This window comes from Dictyobacter kobayashii, from assembly GCF_003967555.1.
In the GTDB taxonomy this organism is placed as follows: Bacteria; Chloroflexota; Ktedonobacteria; order Ktedonobacterales; family Ktedonobacteraceae; genus Dictyobacter; species Dictyobacter kobayashii.
In genome coordinates, this window is sequence record NZ_BIFS01000001.1 from 3,216,047 (window position 1) to 3,242,894 (window position 26,848).

General features: G+C 50.4%; 22 protein-coding genes and 1 pseudogene. 8 read left to right on the forward strand and 15 right to left on the reverse strand.

All coding sequences use genetic code 11. The annotated features are described in order from the left end of the window. Positions 1-21: 21 nt before the first annotated feature. On the forward strand, positions 22-408 hold the full coding sequence (locus EL645_RS14140) for a hypothetical protein (protein ID WP_126551047.1): 387 nt from the start codon (positions 22-24) through the stop codon (positions 406-408). 282 nt (positions 409-690) lie between these two features. Then, on the forward strand, positions 691-3,384 hold the full coding sequence (locus EL645_RS14145; protein ID WP_126551049.1) for a LabA-like NYN domain-containing protein: 2,694 nt from the start codon (positions 691-693) through the stop codon (positions 3,382-3,384). A gap of 162 nt (positions 3,385-3,546) precedes the next feature. Here EL645_RS14145 and EL645_RS14150 read toward each other — a convergent pair whose 3' ends face one another. After that, a complete protein-coding gene (locus tag EL645_RS14150; protein ID WP_126551051.1) occupies positions 3,547-4,755 on the reverse strand; it encodes a M20 family metallopeptidase in 1,209 nt (402 codons plus the stop codon). A 627-nt stretch (positions 4,756-5,382) separates the two neighbouring features. Further along, entirely contained in the window at positions 5,383-5,856 is a 474-nt protein-coding gene (locus tag EL645_RS14155; RefSeq protein ID WP_126551053.1) for an FtsB family cell division protein, read from the reverse strand. 414 nt (positions 5,857-6,270) lie between these two features. Here EL645_RS14155 and EL645_RS14160 point away from each other — a divergent pair, with 414 nt between their 5' ends. From EL645_RS14160 to EL645_RS14175, 4 genes and pseudogenes are all read left to right on the forward strand, one after another. Further along, the gene (locus EL645_RS14160) at positions 6,271-6,690 is read left to right on the forward strand and encodes a hypothetical protein (protein ID WP_126551055.1); all 420 of its coding nucleotides are present in this window, start codon (positions 6,271-6,273) and stop codon (positions 6,688-6,690) included. 221 nt (positions 6,691-6,911) lie between these two features. Then, a complete protein-coding gene (locus EL645_RS14165; protein ID WP_126551057.1) occupies positions 6,912-7,418 on the forward strand; it encodes a hypothetical protein in 507 nt (168 codons plus the stop codon). Positions 7,419-7,772: 354 nt separating this feature from the next. Further along, positions 7,773-9,041, forward strand: a pseudogene (gene rho / locus EL645_RS14170) (transcription termination factor Rho). 162 nt (positions 9,042-9,203) lie between these two features. Continuing rightward, a complete protein-coding gene (locus EL645_RS14175) occupies positions 9,204-9,716 on the forward strand; it encodes a hypothetical protein (protein ID WP_126551059.1) in 513 nt (170 codons plus the stop codon). An 86-nt stretch (positions 9,717-9,802) separates the two neighbouring features. Here the strand turns inward: EL645_RS14175 and EL645_RS14180 are convergent, their stop codons facing one another. Beyond that, entirely contained in the window at positions 9,803-10,936 is a 1,134-nt protein-coding gene (locus tag EL645_RS14180; protein WP_126551061.1) for an ABC transporter ATP-binding protein, read from the reverse strand. 320 nt (positions 10,937-11,256) lie between these two features. Here EL645_RS14180 and EL645_RS14185 point away from each other — a divergent pair, with 320 nt between their 5' ends. After that, positions 11,257-11,583, forward strand: a complete 327-nt coding sequence (locus EL645_RS14185; RefSeq protein WP_126551063.1) for a winged helix-turn-helix transcriptional regulator — start codon at positions 11,257-11,259, stop codon at positions 11,581-11,583. A 115-nt stretch (positions 11,584-11,698) separates the two neighbouring features. Beyond that, on the forward strand, positions 11,699-12,199 hold the full coding sequence (locus EL645_RS14190; protein ID WP_126551065.1) for an HIT family protein: 501 nt from the start codon (positions 11,699-11,701) through the stop codon (positions 12,197-12,199). Positions 12,200-14,036: 1,837 nt separating this feature from the next. Here EL645_RS14190 and EL645_RS14195 read toward each other — a convergent pair. From EL645_RS14195 to EL645_RS14250, 12 genes are all read right to left on the reverse strand, one after another. Then, a complete protein-coding gene (locus tag EL645_RS14195; protein WP_126551067.1) occupies positions 14,037-14,774 on the reverse strand; it encodes a response regulator in 738 nt (245 codons plus the stop codon). A 22-nt stretch (positions 14,775-14,796) separates the two neighbouring features. After that, positions 14,797-15,588, reverse strand: coding sequence for a phosphate ABC transporter ATP-binding protein PstB (pstB, locus tag EL645_RS14200; protein WP_126554182.1), 792 nt, complete (start codon positions 15,586-15,588; stop codon positions 14,797-14,799). A 189-nt stretch (positions 15,589-15,777) separates the two neighbouring features. Continuing rightward, on the reverse strand, positions 15,778-15,999 hold the full coding sequence (locus tag EL645_RS14205; protein WP_126551069.1) for a hypothetical protein: 222 nt from the start codon (positions 15,997-15,999) through the stop codon (positions 15,778-15,780). Between the two features lie 65 nt (positions 16,000-16,064). Beyond that, positions 16,065-16,991: a phosphate ABC transporter permease PstA gene (gene pstA / locus EL645_RS14210; protein WP_126551071.1), complete on the reverse strand. Its 927-nt coding sequence runs from the start codon at positions 16,989-16,991 to the stop codon at positions 16,065-16,067. Continuing rightward, entirely contained in the window at positions 16,988-17,953 is a 966-nt protein-coding gene (gene pstC / locus EL645_RS14215) for a phosphate ABC transporter permease subunit PstC (protein WP_136625211.1), read from the reverse strand. The genes pstA and pstC overlap by 4 nt, the downstream gene beginning before the upstream one ends. A gap of 245 nt (positions 17,954-18,198) precedes the next feature. Then, complete coding sequence (locus EL645_RS14220) at positions 18,199-19,125, reverse strand: phosphate ABC transporter substrate-binding protein (RefSeq protein WP_126551075.1); 927 nt, start codon at positions 19,123-19,125, stop codon at positions 18,199-18,201. 280 nt (positions 19,126-19,405) lie between these two features. Then, the gene (locus EL645_RS14225; RefSeq protein ID WP_126551077.1) at positions 19,406-19,906 is read right to left on the reverse strand and encodes a hypothetical protein; all 501 of its coding nucleotides are present in this window, start codon (positions 19,904-19,906) and stop codon (positions 19,406-19,408) included. Between the two features lie 177 nt (positions 19,907-20,083). Continuing rightward, positions 20,084-20,998 (reverse strand): WD40 repeat domain-containing protein, encoded by a 915-nt coding sequence (locus EL645_RS14230; protein ID WP_161977367.1) that lies wholly within the window; start codon positions 20,996-20,998, stop codon positions 20,084-20,086. 4 nt (positions 20,999-21,002) lie between these two features. Next, positions 21,003-21,488 carry a molybdopterin adenylyltransferase gene (gene mog, locus EL645_RS14235; protein WP_126554184.1) on the reverse strand — a complete coding sequence of 162 codons (486 nt, stop codon included), beginning with the start codon at positions 21,486-21,488 and terminating at the stop codon, positions 21,003-21,005. Positions 21,489-21,491: 3 nt separating this feature from the next. Next, positions 21,492-22,157 carry a CpXC domain-containing protein gene (locus tag EL645_RS14240; RefSeq protein WP_126551081.1) on the reverse strand — a complete coding sequence of 222 codons (666 nt, stop codon included), beginning with the start codon at positions 22,155-22,157 and terminating at the stop codon, positions 21,492-21,494. A gap of 175 nt (positions 22,158-22,332) precedes the next feature. Continuing rightward, complete coding sequence (locus EL645_RS14245) at positions 22,333-23,601, reverse strand: DNA double-strand break repair nuclease NurA (RefSeq protein WP_126551083.1); 1,269 nt, start codon at positions 23,599-23,601, stop codon at positions 22,333-22,335. 15 nt (positions 23,602-23,616) lie between these two features. Next, positions 23,617-26,772, reverse strand: coding sequence for an AAA family ATPase (locus tag EL645_RS14250; protein ID WP_126551085.1), 3,156 nt, complete (start codon positions 26,770-26,772; stop codon positions 23,617-23,619). Between the last annotated feature and the right edge of the window lie 76 nt (positions 26,773-26,848).

A 26,848-nucleotide genomic window follows, 5' to 3' on the forward strand; every position in this document is an offset into this window, starting at 1 on the left:
GCTCCGCATGAGCAAACCTGGATGGTGGTTTTCATTTACTTAGCTGTTTTTGGCTCTCTCATGGTCAGCTATACCAATGCTCGCGCTAAGGGGCTGGGAATAGAGTGTAAAACAGGTCTACTGGCTCGCCCAGAGCGTGTCATCTTACTGGCTATTGGACTCTTATCGAATACAGATGTTTGGGCACTTGCCCTGCTGGCGGTCCTTTCCAATGTGACCGCAGTGGAACGCATTATCGCCGTATGGCGTAGTACACGTCAACCGCTAGAAGTGTGTGACCAAAGATATTATCGACGACAAACTGCCAGTATGGACAATCGTCGTGCGCCAACAACGTTTATGGTGAGCGAGGTAAACAATTTCCAACGTTCGCCCTGTATGTACCAGTCTTCCGCCGTTCAATGGTGACATACAGCAATACTCATAAGTAACGGCATTGACAAAGACAAGACCGAACCGGGATTGTGTAGAAGAGCGCAGAGTGAAAAGACAGCCGAGGATCATGAGGGGGCGGAATTGTTAAAATTCGCCAGAACAGATCTCTTGTTGTACCGCCCATAAAAAAAGTGCATCGGCATCAAGTTGGTTAAAGGTTTGAAAAAGCATGTTCGCCCCAACTGTCTTCAGTCGATAGTATTCTACGGAAGTAACTTGCGCCCCGGTTCGTAGCGACTGAGACTGGAGATCTTAGTGACAACGCAACATACGCATCATGAGCATAGCGACGCTGATGCATCCGTCGTGGAATATCCGTCTGCCCCCGAAAACGAAACGACGGCTACCTCCTCTGCATCTGACACCGCGTCCTCTGAGGAGCTGACAACTTCTGCTGAGAAGCAAGAGGATGCAGCATCAGTACCGGCGGTTGATTCAGCGTCCGAGCAAGAGACGTCAGCTGAGGCTATCACAGCATCTTCTGACGTGCCAGAATCAGGCGAGGTTCCTGCCACTCCCGATTTTATCGAGGAGGCAACTGTTAGTTCCGAGCCATCCTTCTTTGGAGAAGGCCAACCAGAAGCATCTTCTGAAGCTGAGGATGAGTCAAAAGACGAGGTGAAAACCCAGCAAGACGCACCTCAGGCTGAGGAAGCAGCCAGTATCAGTGAAGCGCATCCGGAAAAAGAAACGGCCGCCGATACCACGCTGGCCCATGATGAGAAACCTGCTGATTCGGATGTAAAAGAAGCTGCCAGCCATCCCTCTGAGGCAACAGAAGAGGGCGCCTCAGAGGCACCTGCGACAGAAGCCACCAGTTTCGAGCAGCCGAACGGAGCCCAGGAAGAGGCCGCCCAACCAGTGCAAGAAGTTCTGCCTGAGGTTGCGGTTGTAGCAGAAGAAACAATCATTGCGCCTGAGATAGAAGCACAGGTCGATGAGCTCCCTGTTCCCGATACCACCTTTCCCTATGTAGAAGGATCCGACCTCATAGATGCCCGGGCCGAAGAAGTGCGCCCATTTACAGACTTTATCGCCGAGTTCAGGCAGGCAGAGGCAGCACTCCAGGCTACCTTACGGGATTCACAGGTTGAGGCCCTGACACGATTGACAACAGCCGCCGCTGATCTTGTCAATTCCGATGCCCAGGAACAGCCTGAATCGATTGAGTCTACTGAGTCCTTAGTTACCGAAGGAAAAACTGCGGATGCTTCAGCAGAAGAGATCGCGGCTGCCAGCGAAGAGCCGGCAGCTGAATCAGAAGAGAAGCCTGCAGTTGTAGCAAATGAAGAAGAGCCAAAGCCTGTGACACGACCTGTCTCCCCGTTGCTGCGTCCAGCCTCGCGCCTACGCTTACCGCGCCACGGCTCATTTGGACGCCATACACGCGAAGAAGTGCAGCAGCCCGTTGCCGAAGAGAACACCACCAGTGCCGCCAAGGCTGAAACGCCAGCTGAAGCAGCCCCAGAGGTGACTCCGGCCCGCCCTGCTCGCCGTTATCGCTTCGATCGTCCTGCTACCAATGTAGCGGGCGGAACCGTACATACACCAACGCGCTCGACTGCGACCTCGCATACCACCCATACCGTGGCCCAGCGTAAAACTGATGAGAAGTTGCAGCGCGCCGAAGAGGCCAAAGCTACTGTCCAGGAGCAGCCTGCCAGTGTTACGCCCGCTCCTGAGCCACAACCTCAAAACAACAAGAAGCATACTAACGCTGCCACCAGTACTCAGGAGGCTGAGAGCAGCGCAGCCAGCGCGCAGCCAGCAGAGCAGCCCCACGGACGCAGACGGCATAGTCAGAAAGAACAGCCAGCAGCCGTTCACGAGCCTGTGGTTGAGACACCGACGCCCGTTGTTGAGCCAGCCAGTGCCAACAACAAAGAAGAGATCGCGCCCGAGGATCTGCCACCACTGGAATACTCAGAATTACAGAAGGCGAGCTCTCGTCGTCGTCGGCGCCATCGCTCCGGATCGAGCAATCCGGCCTCGCATGCCTCCCAGCATAGCGAAAGCATCGCGGACGAGCCGATTGCGCCACCAGCTCCAACGCCGGTCCCGGCGCCAATGCCTGCACAGTCGCAGTCGCCGCGTACACCCGCTGCCTCTGCTGCGGATAACAACAATCAAGCTTATACAATCGTTTCTGGCTATACCGTAAGTCAGATGAATCAAGGAAATGATGTGACTGGACCTTTCATGGGGCCGGACCCCTCTCCTGCGCGCGGCAGTGTTATGACACGTGATGGCCGCAACACACGTGCGGAGACTCGTCCAACCCCGACCCCATCGCTTTACCCATCAGCGCGTTCGTCGGAAGGTGGTTTGTCCGCGGCCGCAGTGACCCAATTTGCTAATGTCGTTTCGCAGGCTCTCCAGACGCAGACGGATCGCATGGTGGCGGAGTTCCGCCGTATCAGCCAGGCTCCGACCAACGTCTCGGTAACCCTGCCGCCTTTCCCATCGACGGAGCGCGTCGGCGTGTTCGTAGACGTTGCCAACCTGCTCTATTCTGCCCGCACGCTGCGCATCGGCGTAGACTTTGGCAAGCTGCTAGACTTCCTGCGCGGCAACCGTCGTCTGGTGCGTGCTCATGCCTACTGTCCAACCAGCCCACAACCTGGAGACGAGCAGATGTTCCTGCAGGCTGTTAAGGGCCTTGGCTATCGTATTACAACCAAGAACTACAAAACCTTCTCCAGCGGAGCCAAAAAAGCCGACCTGGACCTGGATCTGTGTATGGATGTAGTACGCCTGGTAGATGGTGGAGCTGTAGATTGTATCGTTCTGGTCAGCGGTGATAGCGACTTTATGCCGATGTTGGACTACTGTTCCGATCACGGTGTGCGCGTCGAAGTAGCAGCTTTTGACGAGGCTATGTCGGCCACACTGCGCCAGAGCTGTGACCTGTTTATTAACCTGTCGATGTTAGAAGAGATTCGTGCCTAGCATTGATGGACAGCTAAACAAAAACTGAGAAGGCGGCCAATCGGCCGCCTTCTTGCTATCTTAAAATGTTTGCAGAGCTACCTGCTATGTCTGCTTTGTAAAGAATATAGAAAAGCAAATGGGGATCAAAGTGATATGCAGGTAGTCCCGCCAAAGTGTTGATTACTCGGCCCGCGTTCCAATTGAAGCGATCAAACCTGCTAAGAGCGCGGTACGAGGAGCGACGCTATCCAGTTCCATATACTCATCGGGACTATGGTCCAGGCCACCTACCGGTCCTAATCCATCCAGAGCGGGATAGCCAAAGCCAGAAGCATAGTTGGCGTCAGATATTCCTCCTGTCGGAGCATGGCGGACCTCAAAGCCCAGTTCCTGTGCAATCTCTTGTGCTCGCCGCGCCATATGTAGATTCTCGGGGGTGCAGGCCATCGGATCTCGATCATCGGGGTCAATCTCAATGCTCAGCTCGACTCCTGGTATCAGATGTTGTTGCAGTAGCTCATTCCAGTGTTGCTCCAGAGCCACGCGATCCTCAGTGCGCGCGAAACGGATATCTATAAAGGCCTCAGCGAAGTCGGGCACTACATTGGTGGCAGTGCCACCATGAATACGACCTGTATTGATTGTCAGACCCTCGCGCCAGCCATTAAGTGCCTGCAGCTTTACAACCTGGTGCGCCAGCTCCAGGATGGCATTTGAGCCTTTTTCAGGCTCTACGCCAGCGTGCGCTGAATGGCCATAGGCCCGTAACTTATACCAGGCCCCGCCCTTACGCGCGCTTACCAGGTCTCCATTTTCGCGGGCCGCTTCCAGCACCAGGGCTGCATGACAACCATTACACACCTGGCGAATAATTTCTTTACTATGGCGATCACTAATTTCTTCATCGGAGACACATAGAAAGCGAATTTCAGCAAAATCATGATAATTGATAGATTGAAGAGCTTCAAGAGCATAGATCGCAGAGAGAATACAGCCCTTCATATCGATAACGCCAGGCCCATAGATCTTATTATTTTCAACGCGTAAAGGCCGCGCGGCCGCCGTCCCGATAGGATAGACCGTATCCATATGGCCTAAAAGCACAATGATGCCCTTACCTGTACCTTTTAGCACACCATAGACATCATTGCCCCATTTTTCATTCTCAAACAGATTGACATCCATATCCAATCCGCGCATACGTCCAGCAAGATAGAGTGCTACTTCATCGACTCCGGCCTTATAAGCCGTTCCAGAGTCAATGGCGCAGAGGTCGCTCAATTCATGTAAGTAGCGTTTCAAATGCTCTTGTACATAGCATTCCACCTTATGCGCGGGTGATTGTTCAGCCAGAGAAGTTTGTGCCGACACCAGAGACTGTGTACTCATAATAACTCCTACTCATAATGAATTTTCCGGTCTGCTCCCATTTGCGGGAAAGTTCCGAGCTCATTGGTGGCGTTTTGTGATCCCGGTCAGATTTTCTGGCAGCTGTAGCCCATGCTGCTAATAAGTGCAATCAACCGTATCCCATCCCCACATAACCACTGGTCTGGCCTGGTTTGACCTGTTGATGGTTGGTCAATGAGAAAAGCCAACCATAACTCTTAATGGCGGATCACCATCGATACCACAAGAGAGGAGAATAACAACTGTCAAAAGTGAGAAAGTATAATTCACACCCTGTGCTTAGAAAGCCAAAGCCAAAGCCGTACCTACCTGAAAAAGGTATAAAAAAAAGAAAAGCGGAACGCTGTATGCGCTCCGCTTTGGATAGTACAAAATTTACTTCGCGAAACGCACCTTTCTAAGTAAAAGCTCAAGAAGCCCCAGCCAATGCTGGAGCTGCATAATAGGGTAAGCTATTACATTACGTTGACGCTTCGCATTCATTTGTTATTCCAAAAGCGGTAATTTGTAGGCAGTAAATATACTTACGTTATACTTTCATCATACATATGCTGTCAAGGAATTGAAGCCATTGTATGACTTTCTTCTATTCCCTAATGTGCCGTATCAAAAAAAGATCTTCCACCAGTCTTGCCAGTGGCCCTGTGACGGCGCTGGAGGAGCGGTTGGTTGGATCTTACCCTGACCCTTATTATTGGCATCGATAATGACAACCGCATGTTCGCCAGGGCGAATATAACCTAATTGTTGACGTGCTTCACTCTCCACAACTGCTGGATCTTGATAGTGTCTGGCATTCTGGGATAGTTGTGTATGCTTATCCTGGACCTGTTTCAACACCTGCTGTTCCTGTTGCACCTGGGCCATCAAATGATTATTTGACCAGGCCTGAGCGAAGGTAGCCAGCAAAAGGGCGGCGCAGACAAGTCCAGTAACCCACATTACCGTACGTGTAAAGAGCGAGGTGCGGCGAGCGCGGGAGCGGCCAAATGTCTCTTCCATGCCGATGGCTGATGTAACATTGGCACTACTTCCCTCGGGTCGAGACGCAAACTGGGGTCTTCTAGGACGACTTTGCACGTAACCCCCTTTCAAATAGAATACGTTTCAAACACCTGATAAGTATCGGTGGCTCTATTTTACCATAACTACACGCAAGGAAATCCTGGGCATACTGATCCGGGACTTTTTGCATGGCTGTAATTGCGCATTTCAGTTTTGTGGCCAGGGACCGATAATAAAGAGCAATCAGGCACTTTCCGTATTTATAGATTGCGTGGCCATTGTAGTTATATTTATACCCTCTATCGTTGTGCTTAGCCTTTAAGCTAGTTCTCAGAGTATTAAATCCTGCTTGAAATCAGATTAGATTTACCTTAAGCACAGCCTTATAAGCTCAAAACATGTCATCTGACCCATTCCCTTTTTGTCTTTCTTCCGTTATCATTCATCGTATAGAGAATATGTTAGTAAGTTAGTAAGGAGGTAGAGGCCATGAATGCAACCCTGTGTCCCATCACAGATTTAGATTTAGAGGTTTGTGATCTGTCTGTTGCTATCGAAGATGAATATGATACAACTCCTATGACTGTGGTAACCTTGCCGCAGCAGCAGCCAGTTGATGAAGAGCTGCTTTACGCTGGCTTTGAAGAGGCTCTCAGTAATCGCCTCTGCCAATGGAAGCGTTTGAGTGATGGTAGCTTGAACAGTATTCCTCGTAGCCCGGTTGCCCCTGTCTCAGAAGCAGTTTCTGTCATGTCAGTAGTTCCTGTTACTGAGCCACTGTTAAATGACCAGGTTATAGCGCTCTTGCGTCACAACTGGCAGCGTAGCATCATATTTGTTTGCCTGGCCCTGATGCTTATTTTAATGGGTTTTGATATCATGGGAATGCTTGTCTTATCAATGCGCTAATGAAGGTCCGTGCTGATTATCTGACAACCACTACAGCCTCTCCCCTTGTATATCAATTCCCATCACTCTTCTCTCCCTCCAGGTTGCTCCTTAAACTGCTCTCATATTGAAAAATAGTCATATAAAAACTTTGCTAGCGCTGTTGGTATACTGAATTTACAAACCAAAAATCTCTTACCTATTCAAATAAATAGGTATTTTTTATATGAAGGAGTCCCTGGATGCAACCTTCAATACTTATAAGTGAAGCAGCCTTATACCTACAGCCAACAGATAGGCATCATTTGAGCGACTACTTACAATGGATCTGGCACAACTATTTCGCGGACATTCCACGGGTGAATGAGGTTACCATTGACTATTGTTATCCCTGGAAAGGAAGGCTGGGGCTGATTCGCCTCTCAGTGGATGCCACCATGACCTTTATCGGCATCAACACCCTGCTCCAACTGCCGCAAGTTCCTGACCATGTATTAATTACCACCATCGCGCACGAATTAGTGCACTACATTCATGGTTTTGGCTCACCGCTACCCAGACTCTATAAACATCCTCATGCCAACAAAGTCGTCGATCGTGAACTGGAGCAGCGTGAGCTAGGAGCGTACTTGCATTCTTGCAATGAGTGGATTGACAACTACTGGTATTCATTCTATGATATGCAACGGGCAGCTGGTTGGGCTGGTATTCAGGGAACAAGTAGCTTCTCACCCAGGGGAAGCAAGTAGCATGGTATACAATAACTGGCATTCTCCCTGCTTTATATAACAGAAGAAGATGCAGGTGACACACTTGACATCCCTTAGTGCCTGTGGTATATTCTAGCTAGCTTCAGAGATACATACAACACCGAGCAGATTGTTGCGGGTTCCCGCCTGCGGCAAGGTGTGTAGTATAAGTCTTTGACATAAGGCTGGCACCTCTTAACAACCATCAAAGCCACCTGTGATCCAAGTCTTTCAAGCAGGGTAAATATTTCAACATGACCCGATATGTAAATTTCCCACCATTAACTATCCTGGTTCAACCGCAGAAAGGAGAAAGGGCGTTTCCCTCAAGAATCTGCTGCGCCCTTACACAACGTGAACATAGCTGAGTTAGAAACGAAAACCATTACAGAGTTACGCGACATCGCTCGCGACCTCGAACTCTCTGGTTACAGCACCCTCAAGAAACAAGACCTCGTCTTCAGACTACTTCAAGCCAATACAGAACAGCAAGGAAACATCTTTAGCGCTGGCGTGTTGGAGATTGTCGAGGATGGGTTTGGCTTCCTGCGCCAGGAGCGTTTCCTGCCAGGCAATATGGATGTCTATGTTTCTCAATCCCAGATTCGCCGCTTTGGATTGCGTACAGGCGACATGGTTTCTGGCCAGGTGCGACCTCCAAAGGACAACGAGAAGTACTACGGACTCCTGCGTGTTGAGGCTATCAATGGTGTTGACCCGGAGATCGCTAAACGGCGTCCTCATTTTGACAACCTGACGCCGATTTTCCCGCGAGAAATGTTTAATCTAGAGACTGGCCCATCGAATATATCGGGCGGCTGGTGAACCTGGTGGCCCCTATCGGACGTGGCCAACGCGGATTGATTGTTTCTCCCCCGAAAGCTGGTAAAACCCTCCTCCTCAAGTCCATTGCAAACTCCATCACTGAAAACTATAGCGATACTCACTTGATGATTGCGCTGATTGGTGAGCGACCAGAAGAGGTCACTGACATGAAGCGTTCAGTGAAGGCCGAAGTTATCAGTTCGACCTTTGATGAGCCAACTGAGGCCCACACACGCGTCGCTGAAATGGTGCTTGAGCGTGCTAAACGCCTGGTTGAAGGTGGACGCGATGTGGTCATCCTTCTGGATAGTATTACCCGTTTGAGCCGCGCCTATAACCTGGCCGTCCAGCCAGTGGTCGTACCTCTCCGGTGGTCTAGATCCAAGTGCCTTGATCCCGCCCAAGCGTTTCTTTGGCGCAGCCCGTAAGATCGAAGAAGGTGGTAGCTTAACCATTATTGCTACGGCCCTGGTCGATACTGGTAGCCGTATGGACGACGTAATTTACGAAGAATTTAAGGGTACCGGCAACATGGAATTGTTGTTGGATCGTAAGTTGGCTGAGCGCCGCGTCTTCCCCGCCATCGATATCGCTCGCTCCAGTACCCGCCGCGAAGAATTGCTCCTCGACGATAAGACACTCCGTTCAATCGTAGTTATGCGTCGCATGTTCTCTACCCTGGCCGATCAACAGAGTGGCAAGAGTAGTTTGGAGGCAACTGAAGCATTACTGCAGCACATGGCTAAAACCAGCAACAACACAGAGTTTTTAGCTACCCTTAACAAAAACATCTGGTAAATCTCCCACGTTTTTCGCTAATTTCAACCACACCAGCATCGGTGCGACTCCGTATTGGATTATACCGATGTTGGTTGGTTTTTTTTCTCTCCGTTGCATGATTCGTCTCTCATTGTTACAATACGCAGAGGAAATTGCTTACACTTTTTTGGAGAGCATCACATGGCATCATCTTCAGTAGCACAAGAGCAAGTATTTATCGGGCCCGGATTGAGCCTGTTCAAGCGTGTTGTGACTATCCTGGGTCTCATTGGGGTAACAGCACTCGTTTTGTGGATCGCGGTCTATCAACATGCGAACCGCAATGATGCTTCTGTGATTGGAAGTACCATTGCCGCCGTGGTTTTTCTTGCGGGTTTCGTCTATTATTTACGTCTGGTTGCGCCTGTCCCTTTTACCATTACGGTTGGGCCGCAGGCAGTGGTTAAGCAGAGCCGTCGCGGCGAAGTAATTGATCTGCCCTGGGAAAATATTACGCGCATCAAAGAGGAATTTTTTCCTAATGGCAAGCGCATTAGCGTGATTGTCTATCGCAAAGTTACGGAGCCGAATCAGAAAGCCAAGGCCTGGGCCGTCTATCGCGACGATGTTACCGATCTGGATGGATTAGCAGAGAGCTTGAAAAAACTGTTACCGGCTGGCTGCGACTGGCAGAGCGAGACCGTTCACGAATAGGCACGCTGGATAATCAAGCGCGCATATAGCAAAGTAGATGTATTCATCTTAATGCTAGCGCGCTTTTTGTGTGCGCTAAAAACAGCTTAAAGGTAAGCACTGGCCTCGCTGGCTTTAAAGGTGGCAAAAATTGTCTGACCCTCCTGCAAGCCCATTCGGACGACCGAATTCTCTGTTACTTCAGCGGTCAGCGGAGCATTGGTCTGGCTAAGTGCAATGCTGACACGCACCTTACCATCATGAGATCCTGTACTGGTCCCCAGGGGGATAATGTGCATAATGGTGCCCTGAAAGATATTGCGGGCTGAGCCCTCGGGCTGTCTCTGGTGGAGTGTAATACTACGTGGATCGATGACGACGAAGATCTCTGTTCCATTAGCAGGCTGTGTAACCCCCTCTTTGAGCATCGCGACCACCTCATTGGGTTGGCTGGAGGATGTCTCCTGGTGCAGGCGAATCAGGCAGGTTGTATTGTTCTCGGCATGTAAGACCTGGCCACGGAAAAAATTGACCCCGACTAATTCGGCAATGTACGAAGAGCGAGGAAAATCACGTAGTTCACGCTGATCTCCCTGCTGTACCAGCCGTCCTTGATCGACCGCCAGCAATTGATCCCCAAACAGCAAGCCATCCAGATAATGGTGGGTTACCAGCAGCGTTGTAATCTGTACCTCACGCAGAATTGTGCGCAACTCCTGGCGTACCTCGCGCCGGGTCTGGGCGTCCAGGGCAGCCAATGGCTCATCCAATAGCAGTAACTGTGGACGTAAAGCCAGGGCCCGCGCAATCGCCACACGCTGCTGCTGTCCTCCCGAGAGCTGGGTCGGGAGGCGCTGTGTCAGCACGGATAGTTGGACCATCTCAAGGGCCTCGAGTACGGATCTGCGAATCACTGAGCGTGACAGATGCTGAGCGCGCAAGCCGAAGGCCACATTTTCAAATACCGTCAGGTGTGGAAACAAAATATAGTCCTGAAACACATAGCCAAATGGACGCTTCTGGGGCGGGATAGAGATGCGTGCCGTACTATCATAGTAGGTAGTACCATCGAGTATGATATGACCCCTCTGTGGCATCTGTAGACCTGCCAGCAAACGTAGTATAGTACTTTTGCCAGCGCCACTTTCACCCAACAGAACTGTGGTGCGGCCAGATTGTGTTGTAAAAGCCACATCCAGATGGAAAGTATCAATATCCATCTCAAGCGATACATCCAACATACCAGGCTTACTCCAATCTTGTCATGTATACAATTGTTTTTATGTTATCGTGTGAGTGGTGAGTTTAGCAAATGTGATACGGCAGAGGTAGCACCATTTTTGTGGCAGTCCTGGGCTTACTTTTTACACGTAACAATCCTTGCCTTAGAGAGAAAAGCGTGGTATACTAGGAAATACATAAAATTAAGAGATAGTATACTGGCGTTCAATATGTCTATTGTCACCTCTTCCAGAGGGGATACATAGGAAATGGTAGGCAGAGCACTTATGGCGACGAAGCCGACAGAACAAACAATATCAACAGCAACCATTGCAACTTCATGTCCCGTTATGAGCATGCCGTTCAGGTGATATGTAAGCGTTGGACTGGATTGTTATTAAACGCTCTGATGGAAGGCCCTCGACGCTTTTGTGAATTGACTGCACTTGTCGATGGGCTATCAGACCGCGTTTTGAGCGATCGCTTGCGCGAATTAGAGACCGAAGGCATTGTTAAGCGGGTTGTATATCCACAGATTCCAGTGCGCGTTGAATATCAACTCACGGAGAAAGGTTATGCGCTCAAGCCGGTAACGGATGCAATTCATACCTGGGCTGAGCAATGGGTTGATCCATTACAGTTTGCAGATACAACTGAAAAGAAATAAGATACTATTGTATAGTCCTTTGGGGGCATGACTCCCTTTTTTTTCTCCCCCGGCTATCGCGATGATGGTCGGGGGAGAAAAAACGTTATTCGACGTGATTTGAGGCCGAAATACAATGGAAAATTTATGGGCACCCTGGCGCATGGCGTTCATCGAACCGAAAGATCCGCCGCCGCCAGGTTGCATTTTTTGTACGCAACCAGCCGCGCATGAAGATGCGAAGTATCATATTCTTCATCGAGGCGAGCACTGCTTTATGATGCTCAATCTGTATCCATATAATAATGGACATCTGATGGTCGCCCCTTATGAGCATATCGGCGCCCTGGATCTGCTAAGCGCGGAGACACTGGCTGATATGATGTCTCAGGCGCAATGGGCTATCCGCGCCCTTAAGGCTGCGATGAAGCCCGATGGCTTTAATATGGGCATCAATATGGGGAAGGTGGCTGGTGCTGGTTTTGCTGAACATATTCATTACCATATCGTACCGCGTTGGAATGGGGATACGAATTTTATGCCGGTAATTGGAGATGTTAAGGTGATGCCTGAACATTTGGATGTGGTATACCAGAAGTTGTTGCAGGCGCTGGCTGAGACCAGGTTAGAGCGTTAATAAAACCAGTACGTGCGTGCGCATAGTCAGCGCACACATCCGGGTTGGCTTTGAATGCAATACACCTCATTTAAGGCGAAGATGATAGGAAAAGCTCAAAAAGCACGAATTGTATGTGCGGGCAAGGCCCGCACATACAATTCGTGCTTTTTGTTGTGTCCATCAACCGAAAAATGCTTTTTTTACTTTTTTGCTGAATATGACATACGCAAGCATGAGAGAACTCCATATGATTTGTATCCAATCGGAACTGGAAGATATTTGAAAAGTGACAGTAAAAATAGCCGTTAATAATGCTAAGCTAAGCAGAATAAGTTCTGTCCAATAAGCCCATTTTTTTAGACTGAAAAGGCCGAGAGAGATGATAAGCCCAAATAGACCAATAAAAATGTTTAGTGTGAGCTTGAATTGTGCAGGTGTAACGGTATTTATATGTCCAGTCAAATATCGTTGACTTATGATGACAATAGTAATTCCTGAAAAAATAAATAGATTACAGATAGAACAAGTGTCAGAACAGCAATCATAGTGATTACAATCGGGCGCTTAGAAAGGGTTGTTTTTGACATCTTCATTCTCCTGGAACTCTTGTTTAATAGTGATAACTAAATGTGATACTAATTTCGATATATACACTATAAGTCTAATCAGGTTATTTATTGATGGAAATAACATTGATACTTGTATATCAACAAGGGCAGTAAACACATTAATTAGTATAAAAAATAATGCAGCTAAAAGTCAATTGCATGCATGAGTATATTCAAAATTCTAATCTTTATCTAATGTTTTTAATGTGAAATAAGCATATCTTCTTTCACAAAAGAGGATATAATATATATAATATAGTAGATATATAGTAACAAAATTATGCAAGAGAATATTTAAAACCTAAAATTCCACCTGGATGAGGACAAGCCCCCATTCCGTTCATTGAGCAACCAGGCAGCAAGAAAAGAGAATCGTATAGGTTCGGCCCTCAGCGGCCGATTGCCGCCCCGGTAGGGCGGCCCGGTATCCTCACCATATGGTCGCTTGTCTCAGGAACTTCGGCCCACGCGGTGCCCAAACACCGACGCTGCTTTTGGGTACCGCGTGAAGGAAAGGGACATGCCAGGAGGCACCCTATCGCTGGGATACAGGGCCGCCGGCTCTGCGGAGGGCGGCAATCGGCCGCTGAGGGCCGAACCTATACCTCGGCCCACGCGGTGCCCAAACACCGACGCTGCTTTTGGGTACCGCGTGAAGGAAAGGGACATGCCAGGAGGCACCCTATCGCTGGATACAGGGCCGCCGGCTCTGCGGAGGGCGGCAATCGGCCGCTGAGGGCCGAACCTACACCTCGGCCCACGCGGTGCCCAAACACCGACGCTGCTTTTGGGTACCGCGTGAAGGAAAGGGACATGCCAGGAGGCACCCTATCGCTGGGATACAGGGCCGCCGGCTCTGCGGAGGGCGGCAATCGGCCGCTGAGGGCCGAACCTACACCTCGGCCCACGCGGTGCCCAAACACCGACGCTGCTTTTGGGCACCGCGTGAAGGGAAAGGCCATGCCAGGAGGCACCATATCGCTAGGATACGGGGCCGCCGGCTCTGCGGAGGGCGGCAATCGGCCGCTGAGGGCCGAATCTATGCAATTCGTTATTATTGTTGATTTTTTGTGTAGGGAGGGTAAAAAGGAGCAGGCTCCAATCCTATGTTTCTGATCTCCAATTCTTCGTATTTCAACGGTATTGGAGGAAGGACGGAGAGGGAGGGTTGCGAGGATGCCTCGTGCTCCGTCAGGGCTGCCGCCTCTGCACCCCGCTTTCCCCCAAAGGGCGGAGAGCCCGAATACTTAGCCGCGAAATACATAGCCTACGCCACGTACGGTCTGGATTAATTTGGGGTTGGCGGCTTCTTCTTCTAATTTTTCGCGTAGCCAGCGAATATGTACATCCACTGTACGGGTATCTCCAGCATAGTCGTAGCCCCAGACGTGATGTAGTAGTTGATCGCGTGTTAAGACGGTACCGCGATTGCGGACCAGGTAGGTGAGCAGATCGAATTGTTTGGGTTGTAGTTCAATATTCTGCCCACGGTTCGTCACCCTGCGTCCGGCCTGATCGATGGAGAGATCCCCTGAATGTAAATCCTTGCGCCGGGGAAGGCTTTCCTGTCTGTTATTGGTAGTATCCTGATTGCCACTATTAGTGATTGGATAATCAGCGCGACGCAACAGGGCACGCACCCGTGCCAGCAGTTCGCGCCGCCCAAAGGGTTTGGTCATATAGTCATCCGCCCCTACTTCCAGCCCCACCACCTTATCGATCTCGTCGCCTTTAGCCGTCAACATAATAATAGGGACCACCGCTGTCAGGCGCTCACGTCGCAGCTGGCGGCATACCTCCAGGCCATCGATGCCAGGCAACATAATATCCAGAATCACCAGGTCGGGAGTCTCCGTGCGGGCCGCATCCAACGCACTCAAACCATCTGCCGCCTTCGTTACCTGGTAGCCAGCTTGTTCCAGGTTATAAGAGATGGTATCGAGTAGAACCGCCTCATCATCGACAACCAATATTTTTCGTACCACAGGAGCTCCCCCGCCTCAATGCCTAGCCGAAACGGCCGCTGATGTAATCCTCTGTTTCTTTCCGTTCGGGCCGTGCAAAGAGTTGAACCGTAGGCGCATACTCAATTAATTTGCCGCTCAGAAAGAAGCCCGTATAGTGTGAAACACGCGCTGCCTGTTGCATATTGTGTGTCACTATAACAATAGTATACTCTTTTACAAGCTCTGTAATCAGCTCCTCAATTTTCAGAGTGGCAATCGGGTCCAGGGCCGAACAAGGCTCATCCATCAATAGCACTTCTGGCTCGACAGCCAGCGCACGCGCTATGCAAAGCCGTTGCTGCTGACCACCCGAAAGTCCCAGGGCCGAGGTATGCAAGCGATCTTTCACTTCCTCCCAGAGGGCCGCGCCACGCAGACTATACTCCACGCGCTCCTCAATAACTTTCCTGGATTTACCCTGAACGCGCAGACCATAAGCGACATTGTCAAAAATAGATTTTGGAAAAGGATTGGCACGCTGGAAGACCATACCAATGCGCTGTCTTAGCAGCACCACATCGGTTTTCTTTTCATAAATATTGAAGTCGTCGAATATGGCCTGCCCGGTAACCTTAGTACCTGGAATTAGATCATTCATACGATTCAATGTACGCAAGAAAGTCGATTTACCACAGCCAGATGGGCCAATTAAGGCGGTTACCTGGCGGTTCAGAATTGGTAATGAGACATCATACAGGGCTTGCTTGGAACCATAGAAGAAGTCTGTATTTTTGACATCTATTTTAACCGCAGCCCGTGCGTTTAACGTTTTAGCTGGATCAAAATGACCCATGTGTTCAGCTTCTTTTTCGACCTCATTAATATTGGGCGTGGACGTATCGAGATCCTGAAAAGGAAGTTTTCCCTGTTTGCGAGCCTGTATTTCTGCCTGCGATAGGGGTTGAGAATTTTGCAAACTATGTTGCTCCATCATATCTCCTTTATGTGTGTGTAAGTGTGTATTATCCGCGCTATGCACTGGTTAGCATAGCGGATATTCTTTGTGTAGCGGGATAGCCGCATCAACAATCAAGCGGCCCTCAATTACCATGAATCGAATGTACTGGCCCGCCAAATTTTTACTGATAAAGTAAGGACGACCCTCGTACGAGATATGTCCGCTTCTCGCTACTTTACGTGAGTAGATGCTAGCACCTTCAGGAATGGGTCGTGGATCTGTAGCGATATTCAACGAAACGTTCATCTCATTGTATCCTCTCATGTAAACATATCTTCCTGGATTGGCTAAAGAATGAATACCCCTACAAATCAAGTCGCCGTCATATGACGATGGACGGTATTGCCTATTGAGCGCGCACCTAGATTGATGAGGAGCAGAATCACGATCAATAGCGCGGATGAGCCAGATGTCACGGCATCGGCTAATGCTTTGGTCAGACCACCACCGGTGCTCTGAATATTGTAGATGTTAATTGTCAGATTGTCGCTACCGATAAACGGATTCAGGGTAAAAACATTGGCTGGATTGCTGGCGCCCATGGTAAAGATCAAGGCCGCCGCCTCACCGATGATTTTGCCAGCCGAGAGTACAATGCCTGTGACAATGCCTGCCAGTGCTGAAGGGAGCACAACGGTATGCACCATATGCCATTTAGTGCTGCCCAGAGCCATGCCACCCTCGCGCATATCCCCCGAAACCGAGACCAACGCATCCTCAAAGAGGCGCAGGGTATTGGGAAAATTGAGGCAGAGCAAGGTCAGAGCCCCCGCAATGCGGCTCAGACCAAAGCCAAAGAAGGTGCAGAAGAAGGCATAGCCAAACAGTCCAAGCACAATTGAAGGCACGCCCGAGAGCGTCTCTGCCGCAAAATGGATCCCTGTTACCATCCGACCCTGTGGCGCATATTCGGCCAGGAAGATAGCCGCGGCTAGCGAGATAGGGACTAAAATGATCTCCGAGAGGATCAAAATATAAAATGTATTGAAGATTTGCGCTCCGACCGAGGCTTCGCCGGTCGGGGCATAGAAGCGTGGATCGATCAAAGATGGGAAACCCTGAATCAGCAGGCGTAGAATGATTGCGATAAAGATCAGGGCAACCGCAATGGCCACTACCCATAATATAGATAGTGCTATATGGTTGGTAGTGTGTAAGCGCCGTACCAACTGTCGTAGTGCGTCTTTTTTTTGTGTATCAGGTTCGGGCGCATACTGAGAAAGTTGTTGTGAACTCATTTGTAGACGCTCCTACTGGCAATATACCGGCTAAGGCAGATAAAGAGAAAAGAAACGACGAGCAGCAGGAAGCCTAGCATAAAGTATGCATCGCGCTCAGCGCCGACCGCCTCGGGAAAGTTAATCACAATCGGTTGGGTCATGTTCACATTGGGCTGAAAAAAGATGGCCGGCGTCAAAACGTTGACCGGCAAGGTCTTCCCCTTCAGCACCAGGCTCACCGCCAGAGCCTCACCAATCGCACGCGACATGCCCAGAATCACAGCCGTTGCTAGCCCGGTTGTCGCGGCTGGCAATATCGCTCTTCTCATCATTTGCCAGCGCGTGGACCCGAGTGCCAGGCTCGCCTCACGAATATCGGTTGGGATAGAGCGCAAAGCATCGATAGAGATACTAATAATGGTTGGCAGGATCATTAAGATCAGGACCACCGTAGCGGCGGCCCAACCATAGCCGGCCAGGGCAGGAATCGGTGTCAGCGGTCCTGCGATATCGCGGATGATTGGTACCAGAGCCACCAGGGCCAGAAAACCAATGACCACTGATGGCATACCAGTGAAGATCTCCAGCAGTGGTCGCAATACATTTTCTAACCACCTGGGACAAACCTCAGTCATAAAGAGGGCCATGCCGAAAGAGAGCGGTGTCGCGATAACTACTGCCAGCATGGTTGTCACGATGGAGCCCAGGATAAAGCCCAGCATACCATAACTGGGGGCGCCCAGATTGCCCTCGGGGTCCCAGATGGTGGTTGAAAGGAAATTACTTGAATGGGGGTCTGCACTAAACATGCGAAAGGCGTTGAGCCCGATAAAGAAGAAAATGCCGAAAATGATCGCCACAATTAGGGCCGCGCATAGAAAGAAAAGACCACGAACGCCCTGATCTACAGTGCGGCTCTTCCTGGTTCTCATATTTCTAATTTGTCTCTGTTGTTGGCCGATGAATGATGTATCCGCCACAATAGCACCTTTTTTCTGGCTATGTCAGGTTAGTACATACAGTTTCTTAGAATGTTCCTTATCGTCCATGATCATCCTGATCACCATGCCTGCGTTTGAGCGCCAAAGGCGCTCAAGGAGCCTTCTTGTGTGGTGCAAAAAGTGCGTACGGCGCACTTTTTGCACCACACAAGAAAAAAGTTCGGGCGCGCCAGCGCACGTCCGCACAAGGGAGGCACGATGGAGGCCTTTGATCCTGTGTACGGCTATGCATTCTCTGGCGTTTTCGCGGCCAGTGCCGCCGGGCTCATTTTTGAAATATCCAGGAAGCCTTGTTTCTGGCGAATAGGCTCAACATCTGGACTCTTCACATAATCGATGTACGCTCTGGCTAGTCCTGTGGCCGGGCCTTTGGTGTACATATGCTCGATGTTCCAGAATTTATAAGTGTTGTTGACAACATTGGTGTCTGTATCATCGACGCCATTGAGTTTGACCACATGCAAGTTATTCTTATGGGCGAAGTCCGCCGCGATATAAGAGACAGCACCCGAGGTCTGACTAACCGTAGTGCTCACTTCACCAGAAGCATTGGCAACTGCATTCCCCGTGATGGTCTCTTTTTGCCCCAGGACATATTGTTCAAAAGTGATGCGTGTACCAGAGCCAGCGGGACGGCTTACCGCCACGATTGGCAGATTAGGGCCGCCAAATTTATTCCAATTTTTGGCTTTGCCTGAATAGATATCGCGCAATTGTTGGGTCGTCAGGTCACTGATATTTTTAACATCGCCATTAATGACTACGGCAAAGGTCACAACCGCCACCTGATTACTAACCAGATTCGGATATTTATGTTTATCCGCAAAGATATCTGAATTGCCAATTTGAGAACTTCCGTCCTGGACATTCTTCAAACCGGTACTACTACCACCTCCACCAACCGTGATGTTGGCGCCACTACACTGCTGCTGATAAGCGGTTGCCACATCTTTAGCCAACGGCTGTAGCGCGGTTGAACCGGTTACCTGTAAATTGCCCTGGACGCAGGTCAGATTGCCCGTCTTTTTGGCGGTTCCTGGATTAGCAGTGGTTGATGGCTGGCTGGCGTCTGTATTGCCACAGGCACTAATCGATGCGCTGAGCATGGCTAATAGCGTTATGATAAGGGCCAAATGCCATTTATTTTTCATAAATACCCCTGACACCGAAAGGGTGTGTAAACTACGAGCTTTTTTCTGGTGGAGTAGTTGAAGTATATTAATGGTAGCCGTTTCTACTTAATGTATTACCCCCATCAAAATAGCATCGACCGATTAACCATTCTTTATGGATATGTTAAAAGTATGTTAAGAAATCCATTGGGATAGGTTGGGCTAAAATAATATTATAGTATTAAGCATAAAAGAGGAGCACCACTGGTGCTCCTCGTATAAATGATAGCGAATAATATGGGCTCGCCCGGTTTAATATTTATTCTTCGGTTACCTGGCTGGAAGTAGCGGCGCTATTCTGGCTGGCCTCGGGCTCAGTGGTGGCTGAATCCTGTGCATCAGCAGCGGCCTCGGGCTCAGTGGTGGCTGAATCCTGTGCTTCAGTGCCGGGTTCAGCGGGCTGCGTCTCTGGGGTGGTAGATGTAGTATTGGCAGTAGCAACTGACTCACGATGGTTATAATCGTATGCGCCATTGTTAGTCAAAATATCCTGCACCTCGTCCTCGCGACCATCGTGGCGAATCGAGACAACTATTTTGCCAGCTTTATAGGCTTCATCATAAAAACTTGCCTGTTCCTCTGAAACGCCGAGATTAACGAGGTCAGCCTGTAAATCTGGGGTAGCATTGTTGGAAGAGTGGATGGCTACACCCACCTGGTCGTAGCGGAACCCCGCGTTCCGTAAGGCATCGACCGCATTCTTGGCCTGTACCTCATCTTGAAAAATACCTATCACGAGTGGTGTCTGATATGTTGTCATACAATCTCCTTTCAGTCTACCCTCCCTGGATATGCGAGATAGCTTCTATGCCAGACAGCACCTGCACTTTGTGTCGTATCCGGGAGGTATCCACCTCAATCGACATATGCTAGTTCAGCCCGCGACACGTTTTTAGTACGCATGACGTTAAAAAATAGATGCAGAATCCACTGCTGCTTAATAGCGTGAATGCTGCCAGGGCCAGAGATGAACAGTGTGTTTGCTGGCTGAAGCAATGATAGTACTATCAGGAGACCAGGCCAGGGTTCGAATCCAACTCTGGTGTTGTCGATATTCAGCAACCAGCCGTTGTCCTGTCTCGGCCGTCCAGACCTGTAGAATCGTATCATTGCCAGCGGAGGTCAAAAAATCCCCATTAGGTGACCAGGCAATGGCTTTGATGAAGTGGGTATGTTCCCGATAGACACACAACTGCTGGCCGGTCGCGGCATCCCAGATATGCGCCTGGCGATCGTGTCCCGCCGAGGCGATGCGAGTACCGTCGGGTGACCAGGACGTTGCATAAACAGGGCCATGATGGCCATGGTACTCAATCTGCTTATCGCCGGTCATAGCATCCCAGACCTGCACACTCTCCTCAAAGCAACTGGATACTATCCGTGTTCCAGATGGCGACCACAAGGCGGAAAAGACACGATACTGACTATGGGTGTACAATTGCTTGCCATCAAATGCTCGCCAGACCTGAACCGAGTTATCACCAAAATCACCACCAGAAGCAATGCACGTGCCGTCTGGAGACCAGGAGACACTGCGCACAAAGCGGACATGGCCGCGATAGGTATGGATGATCGTTCCTGTACTGGCCTGCCAGACGTGAACGAGACCGCTGGTACAACTGCTGGCCAGATATTGGCTATCGGGAGACCAGGCAAGCGCCAGGATGCAGGTTGGATGGCCACGAAAGGTGAGGAAATGTTGACCACTTAGAGGGTCCCAGATCTGTACCGTATTGTCGCGACCGCCAGAGGCGATCCGCGTGCCATCTGGTGACCAGGCGACAGCGAACACATTATCAGTATGGCCGCTGTATTCTGCAAATCCCCCATCCACCCTATTAGATGCGCCCATAGTGTCAATGTTCCTTTGGGCCCTCAACGAGGAGATTGATCGCGTGTGGGAGAACAGGCAGTGCATATTCCAGACACTCTTGAACGGCCTTTGGACTGCCAGGGAGATTGATAATGAGGGTACGACCACGAATGCCAGCAATACCCCGGGATAACATAGCCATCGGTGTGTATTTCAGACTGATCGTGCGCAAAGCCTCTGCGATACCCGGGGCCTCGCGCTCGATGATCGCCCTGGTTGCCTCTGGTGTCACATCGCGTGGAGACATGCCAGTGCCGCCCGTGGTCAGAATCAGATTGAGCTTATGCTCATCACACCAGCTACGGAGCAGCGCGGCGATCTGTTCCTGTTCATCAGGAACGATGCTTTGTTGTTGAATGACAGCATCAGGTAATTGTGTCGCCAATGCGCGGGCGCGTGCCCCACTGAGATCCTCACGCTCGCCTCGCGCGGCCCCATCGCTCACGGTTAGTATCCCAATCGTAATCATCATTTATCCTCGGGTCGCCAATTCGCGCATCAAAGCACCAACCTGGCGACGCGATCCATACAGCCAGACAGTATACTCATCGGGCAGATCTTCTACCTCGATACAGCAGCCCATCTCGGTTGCCAGTTTGCGTGTAATATCGTGGAACTGTCCGCGCTCCGCCTCACTCCGACTCTGCGTACTCAAGGCCAGGCGTCCCAGGCGATCTTCCTGGCTGAGCTCGTTATTGATAAGCTCGCCCAACTGATCCATGCCAAAGACAACCTTCAGAGGAGGCATATCTTTGGCTTCTGAAGCTGAAAGAGAGACGACGCGGCCCCCATTATTGCCATTGGACTCGCCATTTTTATCCTGTTGTTCATGCTGTAGCTTGGAGGCATCCATATAGACATCACGTAACTTCTCCAGGATCAGTAAACGCGCATCTTCAGGAGCGTCAGCTCGTGGATGAACATAAGCCAGCAGATTATAGGCTGGATCTGAATAAACAAATGGTATTGAAACGGCCGCCCTTCTTCCACAATTGGGGCAGGTCGAGACATTAATCAGGCCGGCCAGCACAACATAGCGCAGATGTGCATCATCTGCGACGTTGACGTATTCATAGGCCTGGCCAGTAAAAACTTGTCCACAAGGACAGGTAAATGTTTGTGTTGTCGAACGTGACATAAGACAATTCTTCGCTGTAATTTCTAGGGAACAGACTCCAATCAATATTATAGCAAGTATAACATATTGTTTACGCGCAATTGTATGCTTACTAGAAGAGATTCCGCTCTTACCGTTATTGGATTTGTTGGAAGGCAATTGCTGTGTTTTGTGTTGTCGGCAGTGCCGCTATACATTAGCGCCGTCTGTTCTTACTTAATGATTTGGTTGAATAGGTGAAATTTACTCCCTGACGCTCCATAAAAGTCTGGAATTGACCATAGAACTCAGTGCGATCTTGCATCGTGATTACAGACACCGCATCGGCCGTCTCAATGGCATAGGGATAGCCATTGCCAGCGATAATTTCCGCTCTTACGGCATCCAATACAGGCTCAAGCACACCATCATCGAGCATCCAGCGTGGGAATTCAAGCCTGGTAGGGGGACGTACAGCGGTCGTCTGTAGATAGCAGAAGGCCACACTATCATGGTATGGTCCATAGCTCTCCAGCACATCATTACGAGCACAGAGCATCGCCGGCGTGCGATCACCCCAGCGCAGATGGCCCCGCCAGAGCAAGGCATCATGAATCTTTTTCGTATCTCGCAAAACTGGCCTGGGGAGGGCCGCATCCAAACGACGCAACATGGTAATCATATCACGAGCATAACTGGTGTCAATATAACCAATCAAAGGGACCCGTAGCTCTTCCGATGTGCGTAGCAGAGAGAGTGCGGCATCAATATAGCGCTGGCGATAGGGATTGGGCATGGTCAGGGCAAAAGAGACGACCAGCGAACCATCAAAGAAGACCACCGGACTATAGATCGGATCTTCTGCGCGGCGGCTGGCGGCTTGCTGGCGCATCAGATCACAGAGCGTCTCGACTTCCAGGAGATAGCGACGCTGGGTGACCTGCATCTCAGAATAGGGATAGCTATCTGGGTCTTCGGTCTCCTTATTTGTCTCTTCCATCAGCTCCTCTGGAGCCAGCACCTCCATGCGCACATCTTTCGTATAGTTACGACCCCGGGCATGTGGATTCACAAAGAAGCCTACCTGTACCAGACCTACCGGGATCGAGGCATCGCGCCAGGGCATCAATTGGCTACCATCCACCGCGATTGTCGTAATGCCCTCGATACACTCCGCCCATAAACGTGCCTGCTCATGGCTGCCAAAGTCGCGTCCAAAAGGAAAGACCGGACCATGATAAGACTGGTTAACCGCATTTACCAACCAGCGATCAAACTCCATCGTCGGGCGCGCGCCAGCGGAAGGCATCCCTATCTCATCGGGTGGAAGCATATTTTCCAGCTGAGAACTGGAGGGGTAGCGCTCATAAAGATGCTCCAGTGCATGCTGGTACATCAACAATTGTTCATTGAACGAGCCATCGAAGAGAGAGAACTGACCCTTCTTGGCATTGAGCGCTGCCTGCAATTTGCCTTTATGCAGCATAATCTTCCTCCCTGACTAATTGGTTGGTTGAAGCTGGGAACTTCCTGTATCAGCGTTAGGCCAGGCCTGCCCAAAATCTGTTTGTGGTAGCGTGCCATCGTCGTCATCTAGGATACGTGTCTCGCCATTCACTTTATTCAGACGTACCAGGCTATCTAATCCCTGCTCAAATGTATCATCATGGCTGATCACGATAAGCTGATCGAAGCCGCGCACGCGGCGGATCTGCTCGGCCAGGTTCATGCGGCGCAATTCATCCATGTTCTGGGTTGGCTCATCAAAGAAAGCAATATTCAGCGTGGAAAGCTTCTTGAGCAGTGCCAGGCGTACAGCGAGGGCCGCGCTCATCTGCTCGCCACCACTGAGCTGGGCAAAGCTGCGATCGACGCCCTGCTGGCGTAATATAATCTCATAATCATTGCGCCACGCGAGCTGGGCGCGTCGATCTCCCATAACCTCGCCGAAGATACGGTTGGCCTCGGCCGAGATATCCGCTAGCATAGCTTTTAACACATGGGGAGCCGCATCCTTAATTAAATCGCGGAATTGTCCCATCATTTTATGTAGATCATCCAACGTCTGATACTCAGCCTGGGCGGACTCCAATTCAACCAGCAACTTTTCCGTCTGTTCAATCTTCTGTTCCAGGCGGGTGATTTCTGCTTGCAGGGTTTTCATCTGCTCTACCAGTTGAATTTGCTCGCTGCGAATACGTTCAATATCAGTGCGCAGATCTTGTAGCTCCTGTTGCTGGAAGGCTGTCTGGGCCTCCTCAAAGGCTCGCTGGATGGTCTGTAAATGCTGTTCAGCCTCCGTAGTCAGGGCCTGCTGCTGTTGATAAGCCTGCTCCCGTTCTGGTAGATTGCTGGCCTCATTCTGGTACTGCAGATAGCGATGGTAGCCAGCCTGGCTCTGCTGGATCAGGGCCTCATGAAACGCAATATCTTTATCCAGGGCGGCATAGCTTACTAGCTCTTCATCCAGCTTCTGCAGCCGCTGTTGAATTTCCTGCAGCCGTTGCTGTTCCTCATGTAATTGCTGCTGGTACGAAGACTCACGAGCGAGAATATCTTGTTTGGCCCGACTTTCAGAACGAGGATCATTGAGGGCGACTAATTCATCTTCTAATTGTTTAAGCCTGGCTGCACTTCCCTGTAGCTGATTAGCCTCTTGCCGCAGTTCAGCAATCTCAGCCTCAACCTGCTCAATCTGTTTCTGTAGCTGCTCAGACTGGCGTTTCAGGCCATCTAACTCGCGCACCTGTGCATCGGCCTGCTTACTTTCGCGCAGTGCTATTTCAGCCTGCTTGAGTTGCTGTTCAACCTGATCGATCGCCAGTAGATCCTGTTTCAGGACCGTGAACTCTTCTGTCAGCCGGACCAGGTCGCGCTCCAGGCGTTGTACATTGGCTGCTCGCTCGTCACGGCGCTCTACATATTCAGAGAAGCGCAGCAAGGCATCGGCGAACCTCTGTATCTGATTTTTACGCCGGGTCAGAGTTCGTTGCTGGATCGTAATCGTCTCGATCTTGTCCTGCTCTTCAGTCAAAAGATTCTCGAAATAGGACTCAAGGCTGACGATACCGCGCTGGCGAATATTCAAGCAACTCTCATTAAGCAAAGGACACTGCCCACCGGCCGATTCAGCCTTGGAGCGGGCGTAGCCCTCGATATTGCCCTCCAGGCGAATGCGCTGGGCATCCAGTGTTTTCAACTCTTGCTCTAGCTGGGGCATCTCCTCAGCTTCCTGGCGATGCTCCTCAATCAGTTTGACATTATTTTCAGCTTTGCGCAGTAGTTCCATCAGCGGCTCTCGTTCAGCCTGCCGCTCACGCAATAGAACGCTTTTTTCTTTGAACTGGCGCTGCTTCTCAGTGCGCGTATTGGCCTGCAAGCGCAATTGTGTATGCGCCTCGGTACGCACATCAAGCAGCTCGGCCAGTGGGAGCAAAGGTTCGATCGCTGCGATTTTGCGCTGGCTTTGTTCCTGTTCTTGCCGTAGCGCACTGAGCTGATTTTTACGCTGGGCCCCTGCCGTATAGACATCGTTGTAACGCTGGCGTTGCTGGCGTGCCTCGTCGCGCTGGCGCTCTAATTCAACTTGCTGCTCCACCTGGGGGGCCAGATCGGCGATGCGGCGTCGGGCATGCTCCACTTCTTGTAAATATTTTTTTTGATGGGTGATGCGTTCGTTTACCTGTATCAGTAAGCTCTGCGTCTGCGCCTGTTGCTGGCGTAAAGCATCACGGTTAGTGGCATCCCGTCGCAGTTGACGCAGGGTTGCATTGGCCTGTTCATGGCTCTGGTAGGCATCCTGGTTTTCCAGCACAATCTGCTGAGCCTCGCGTGCGGTTTGAAAGCTTTGCTGGCGGTCCTGTAACCGAGAATGGGCAAATTCATAACTAGAACGGGCCTGGTCATACTGGGTGCCCAGATTTCTTACCTGTTCCGCCTGTTGTTCCAGGATCGTTCTGCGTTTCTCATAATGGCTCAGTTGCTCACTGAATTGTAAATTCTTTTCAGTATTAGCCTGCTCAACCAGGCGTTGGGAGTGGAGTAGCGTTCGCCAATCATCCAGCTCACGTGTCTCATATTGCAAGCGATCGATGATTACCTGCTGTGCCTGCTTCTGTTCCTTATAATAATTTTGCGTGCCCAGCAGATATTTCGCGGCCGTCTGATAATCCTCAATCTGTAGAAGCGCATCAAAAGTTTGTTTACGCTTGGTGGCAGTATCCAGGAAAATGGAGGTAAAGGTTCCCTGTGGAACGCCGAGGGCATCGCGGAACAGGGCTTCTAATGAGCGCTCATTGTCGATGCCAAAGAGCTCATGCAGTTTATCCATGACATCGGCACGTTGCTCAAGGCGCATATCGGCCTCTTCGTCATAAACGAGCCAGCGCGCACCTGTACCGCAGCGACGCTCAACGGTATAGGGTCTATCATCGCTACCAATCAAGTGCACCACCACTTTGCCGCCCTTTTCACCCTCACGCACAAATTGTTCTTGATTATAGGGTAGATAACCAAAGAGCGCGAAGCCAATGGCCTCAACCAGCGTAGTTTTTCCCGCGCCATTGGAGCCACTGATAGCCGTCGTACCACGACGAAAATCCACCGAGACCTGACGATAACTTTTTATATTCTCCAACTCAATACGAGTGATGAGCATAGTACAGTGGCCAGCCTTCCCTGCATGCAAATGCGAAATAAAGAGACACCTACTTCAACCATTCTGTTTCGGGATA

Excerpts from the sequence above, each read along its gene's own strand:
- EL645_RS14160 (WP_126551055.1), top strand. The coding sequence starts at position 6,271 with ATGAATGCAACCCTGTGTCCCATCACAGATTTAGATTTAGAGGTTTGT.
- EL645_RS14225 (WP_126551077.1), bottom strand. The coding sequence starts at position 19,906 with ATGACAACATATCAGACACCACTCGTGATAGGTATTTTTCAAGATGAG.
- EL645_RS14250 (WP_126551085.1), bottom strand. The coding sequence starts at position 26,772 with ATGCTCATCACTCGTATTGAGTTGGAGAATATAAAAAGTTATCGTCAG.
- EL645_RS14230 (WP_161977367.1), bottom strand. The coding sequence starts at position 20,998 with ATGGGCGCATCTAATAGGGTGGATGGGGGATTTGCAGAATACAGCGGC.
- EL645_RS14245 (WP_126551083.1), bottom strand. The coding sequence starts at position 23,601 with ATGCTGCATAAAGGCAAATTGCAGGCAGCGCTCAATGCCAAGAAGGGT.
- EL645_RS14240 (WP_126551081.1), bottom strand. The coding sequence starts at position 22,157 with ATGTCACGTTCGACAACACAAACATTTACCTGTCCTTGTGGACAAGTT.
- EL645_RS14165 (WP_126551057.1), top strand. The coding sequence starts at position 6,912 with ATGCAACCTTCAATACTTATAAGTGAAGCAGCCTTATACCTACAGCCA.
- EL645_RS14150 (WP_126551051.1), bottom strand. The coding sequence starts at position 4,755 with ATGAGTACACAGTCTCTGGTGTCGGCACAAACTTCTCTGGCTGAACAA.
- pstB (WP_126554182.1), bottom strand. The coding sequence starts at position 15,588 with ATGGGTCATTTTGATCCAGCTAAAACGTTAAACGCACGGGCTGCGGTT.
- EL645_RS14220 (WP_126551075.1), bottom strand. The coding sequence starts at position 19,125 with ATGAAAAATAAATGGCATTTGGCCCTTATCATAACGCTATTAGCCATG.
- EL645_RS14175 (WP_126551059.1), top strand. The coding sequence starts at position 9,204 with ATGGCATCATCTTCAGTAGCACAAGAGCAAGTATTTATCGGGCCCGGA.
- EL645_RS14140 (WP_126551047.1), top strand. The coding sequence starts at position 22 with ATGGTGGTTTTCATTTACTTAGCTGTTTTTGGCTCTCTCATGGTCAGC.
- EL645_RS14205 (WP_126551069.1), bottom strand. The coding sequence starts at position 15,999 with ATGAACGTTTCGTTGAATATCGCTACAGATCCACGACCCATTCCTGAA.
- mog (WP_126554184.1), bottom strand. The coding sequence starts at position 21,488 with ATGATTACGATTGGGATACTAACCGTGAGCGATGGGGCCGCGCGAGGC.
- pstA (WP_126551071.1), bottom strand. The coding sequence starts at position 16,991 with ATGAGTTCACAACAACTTTCTCAGTATGCGCCCGAACCTGATACACAA.
- EL645_RS14190 (WP_126551065.1), top strand. The coding sequence starts at position 11,699 with ATGGAAAATTTATGGGCACCCTGGCGCATGGCGTTCATCGAACCGAAA.
- EL645_RS14180 (WP_126551061.1), bottom strand. The coding sequence starts at position 10,936 with ATGTTGGATGTATCGCTTGAGATGGATATTGATACTTTCCATCTGGAT.
- EL645_RS14185 (WP_126551063.1), top strand. The coding sequence starts at position 11,257 with ATGTCCCGTTATGAGCATGCCGTTCAGGTGATATGTAAGCGTTGGACT.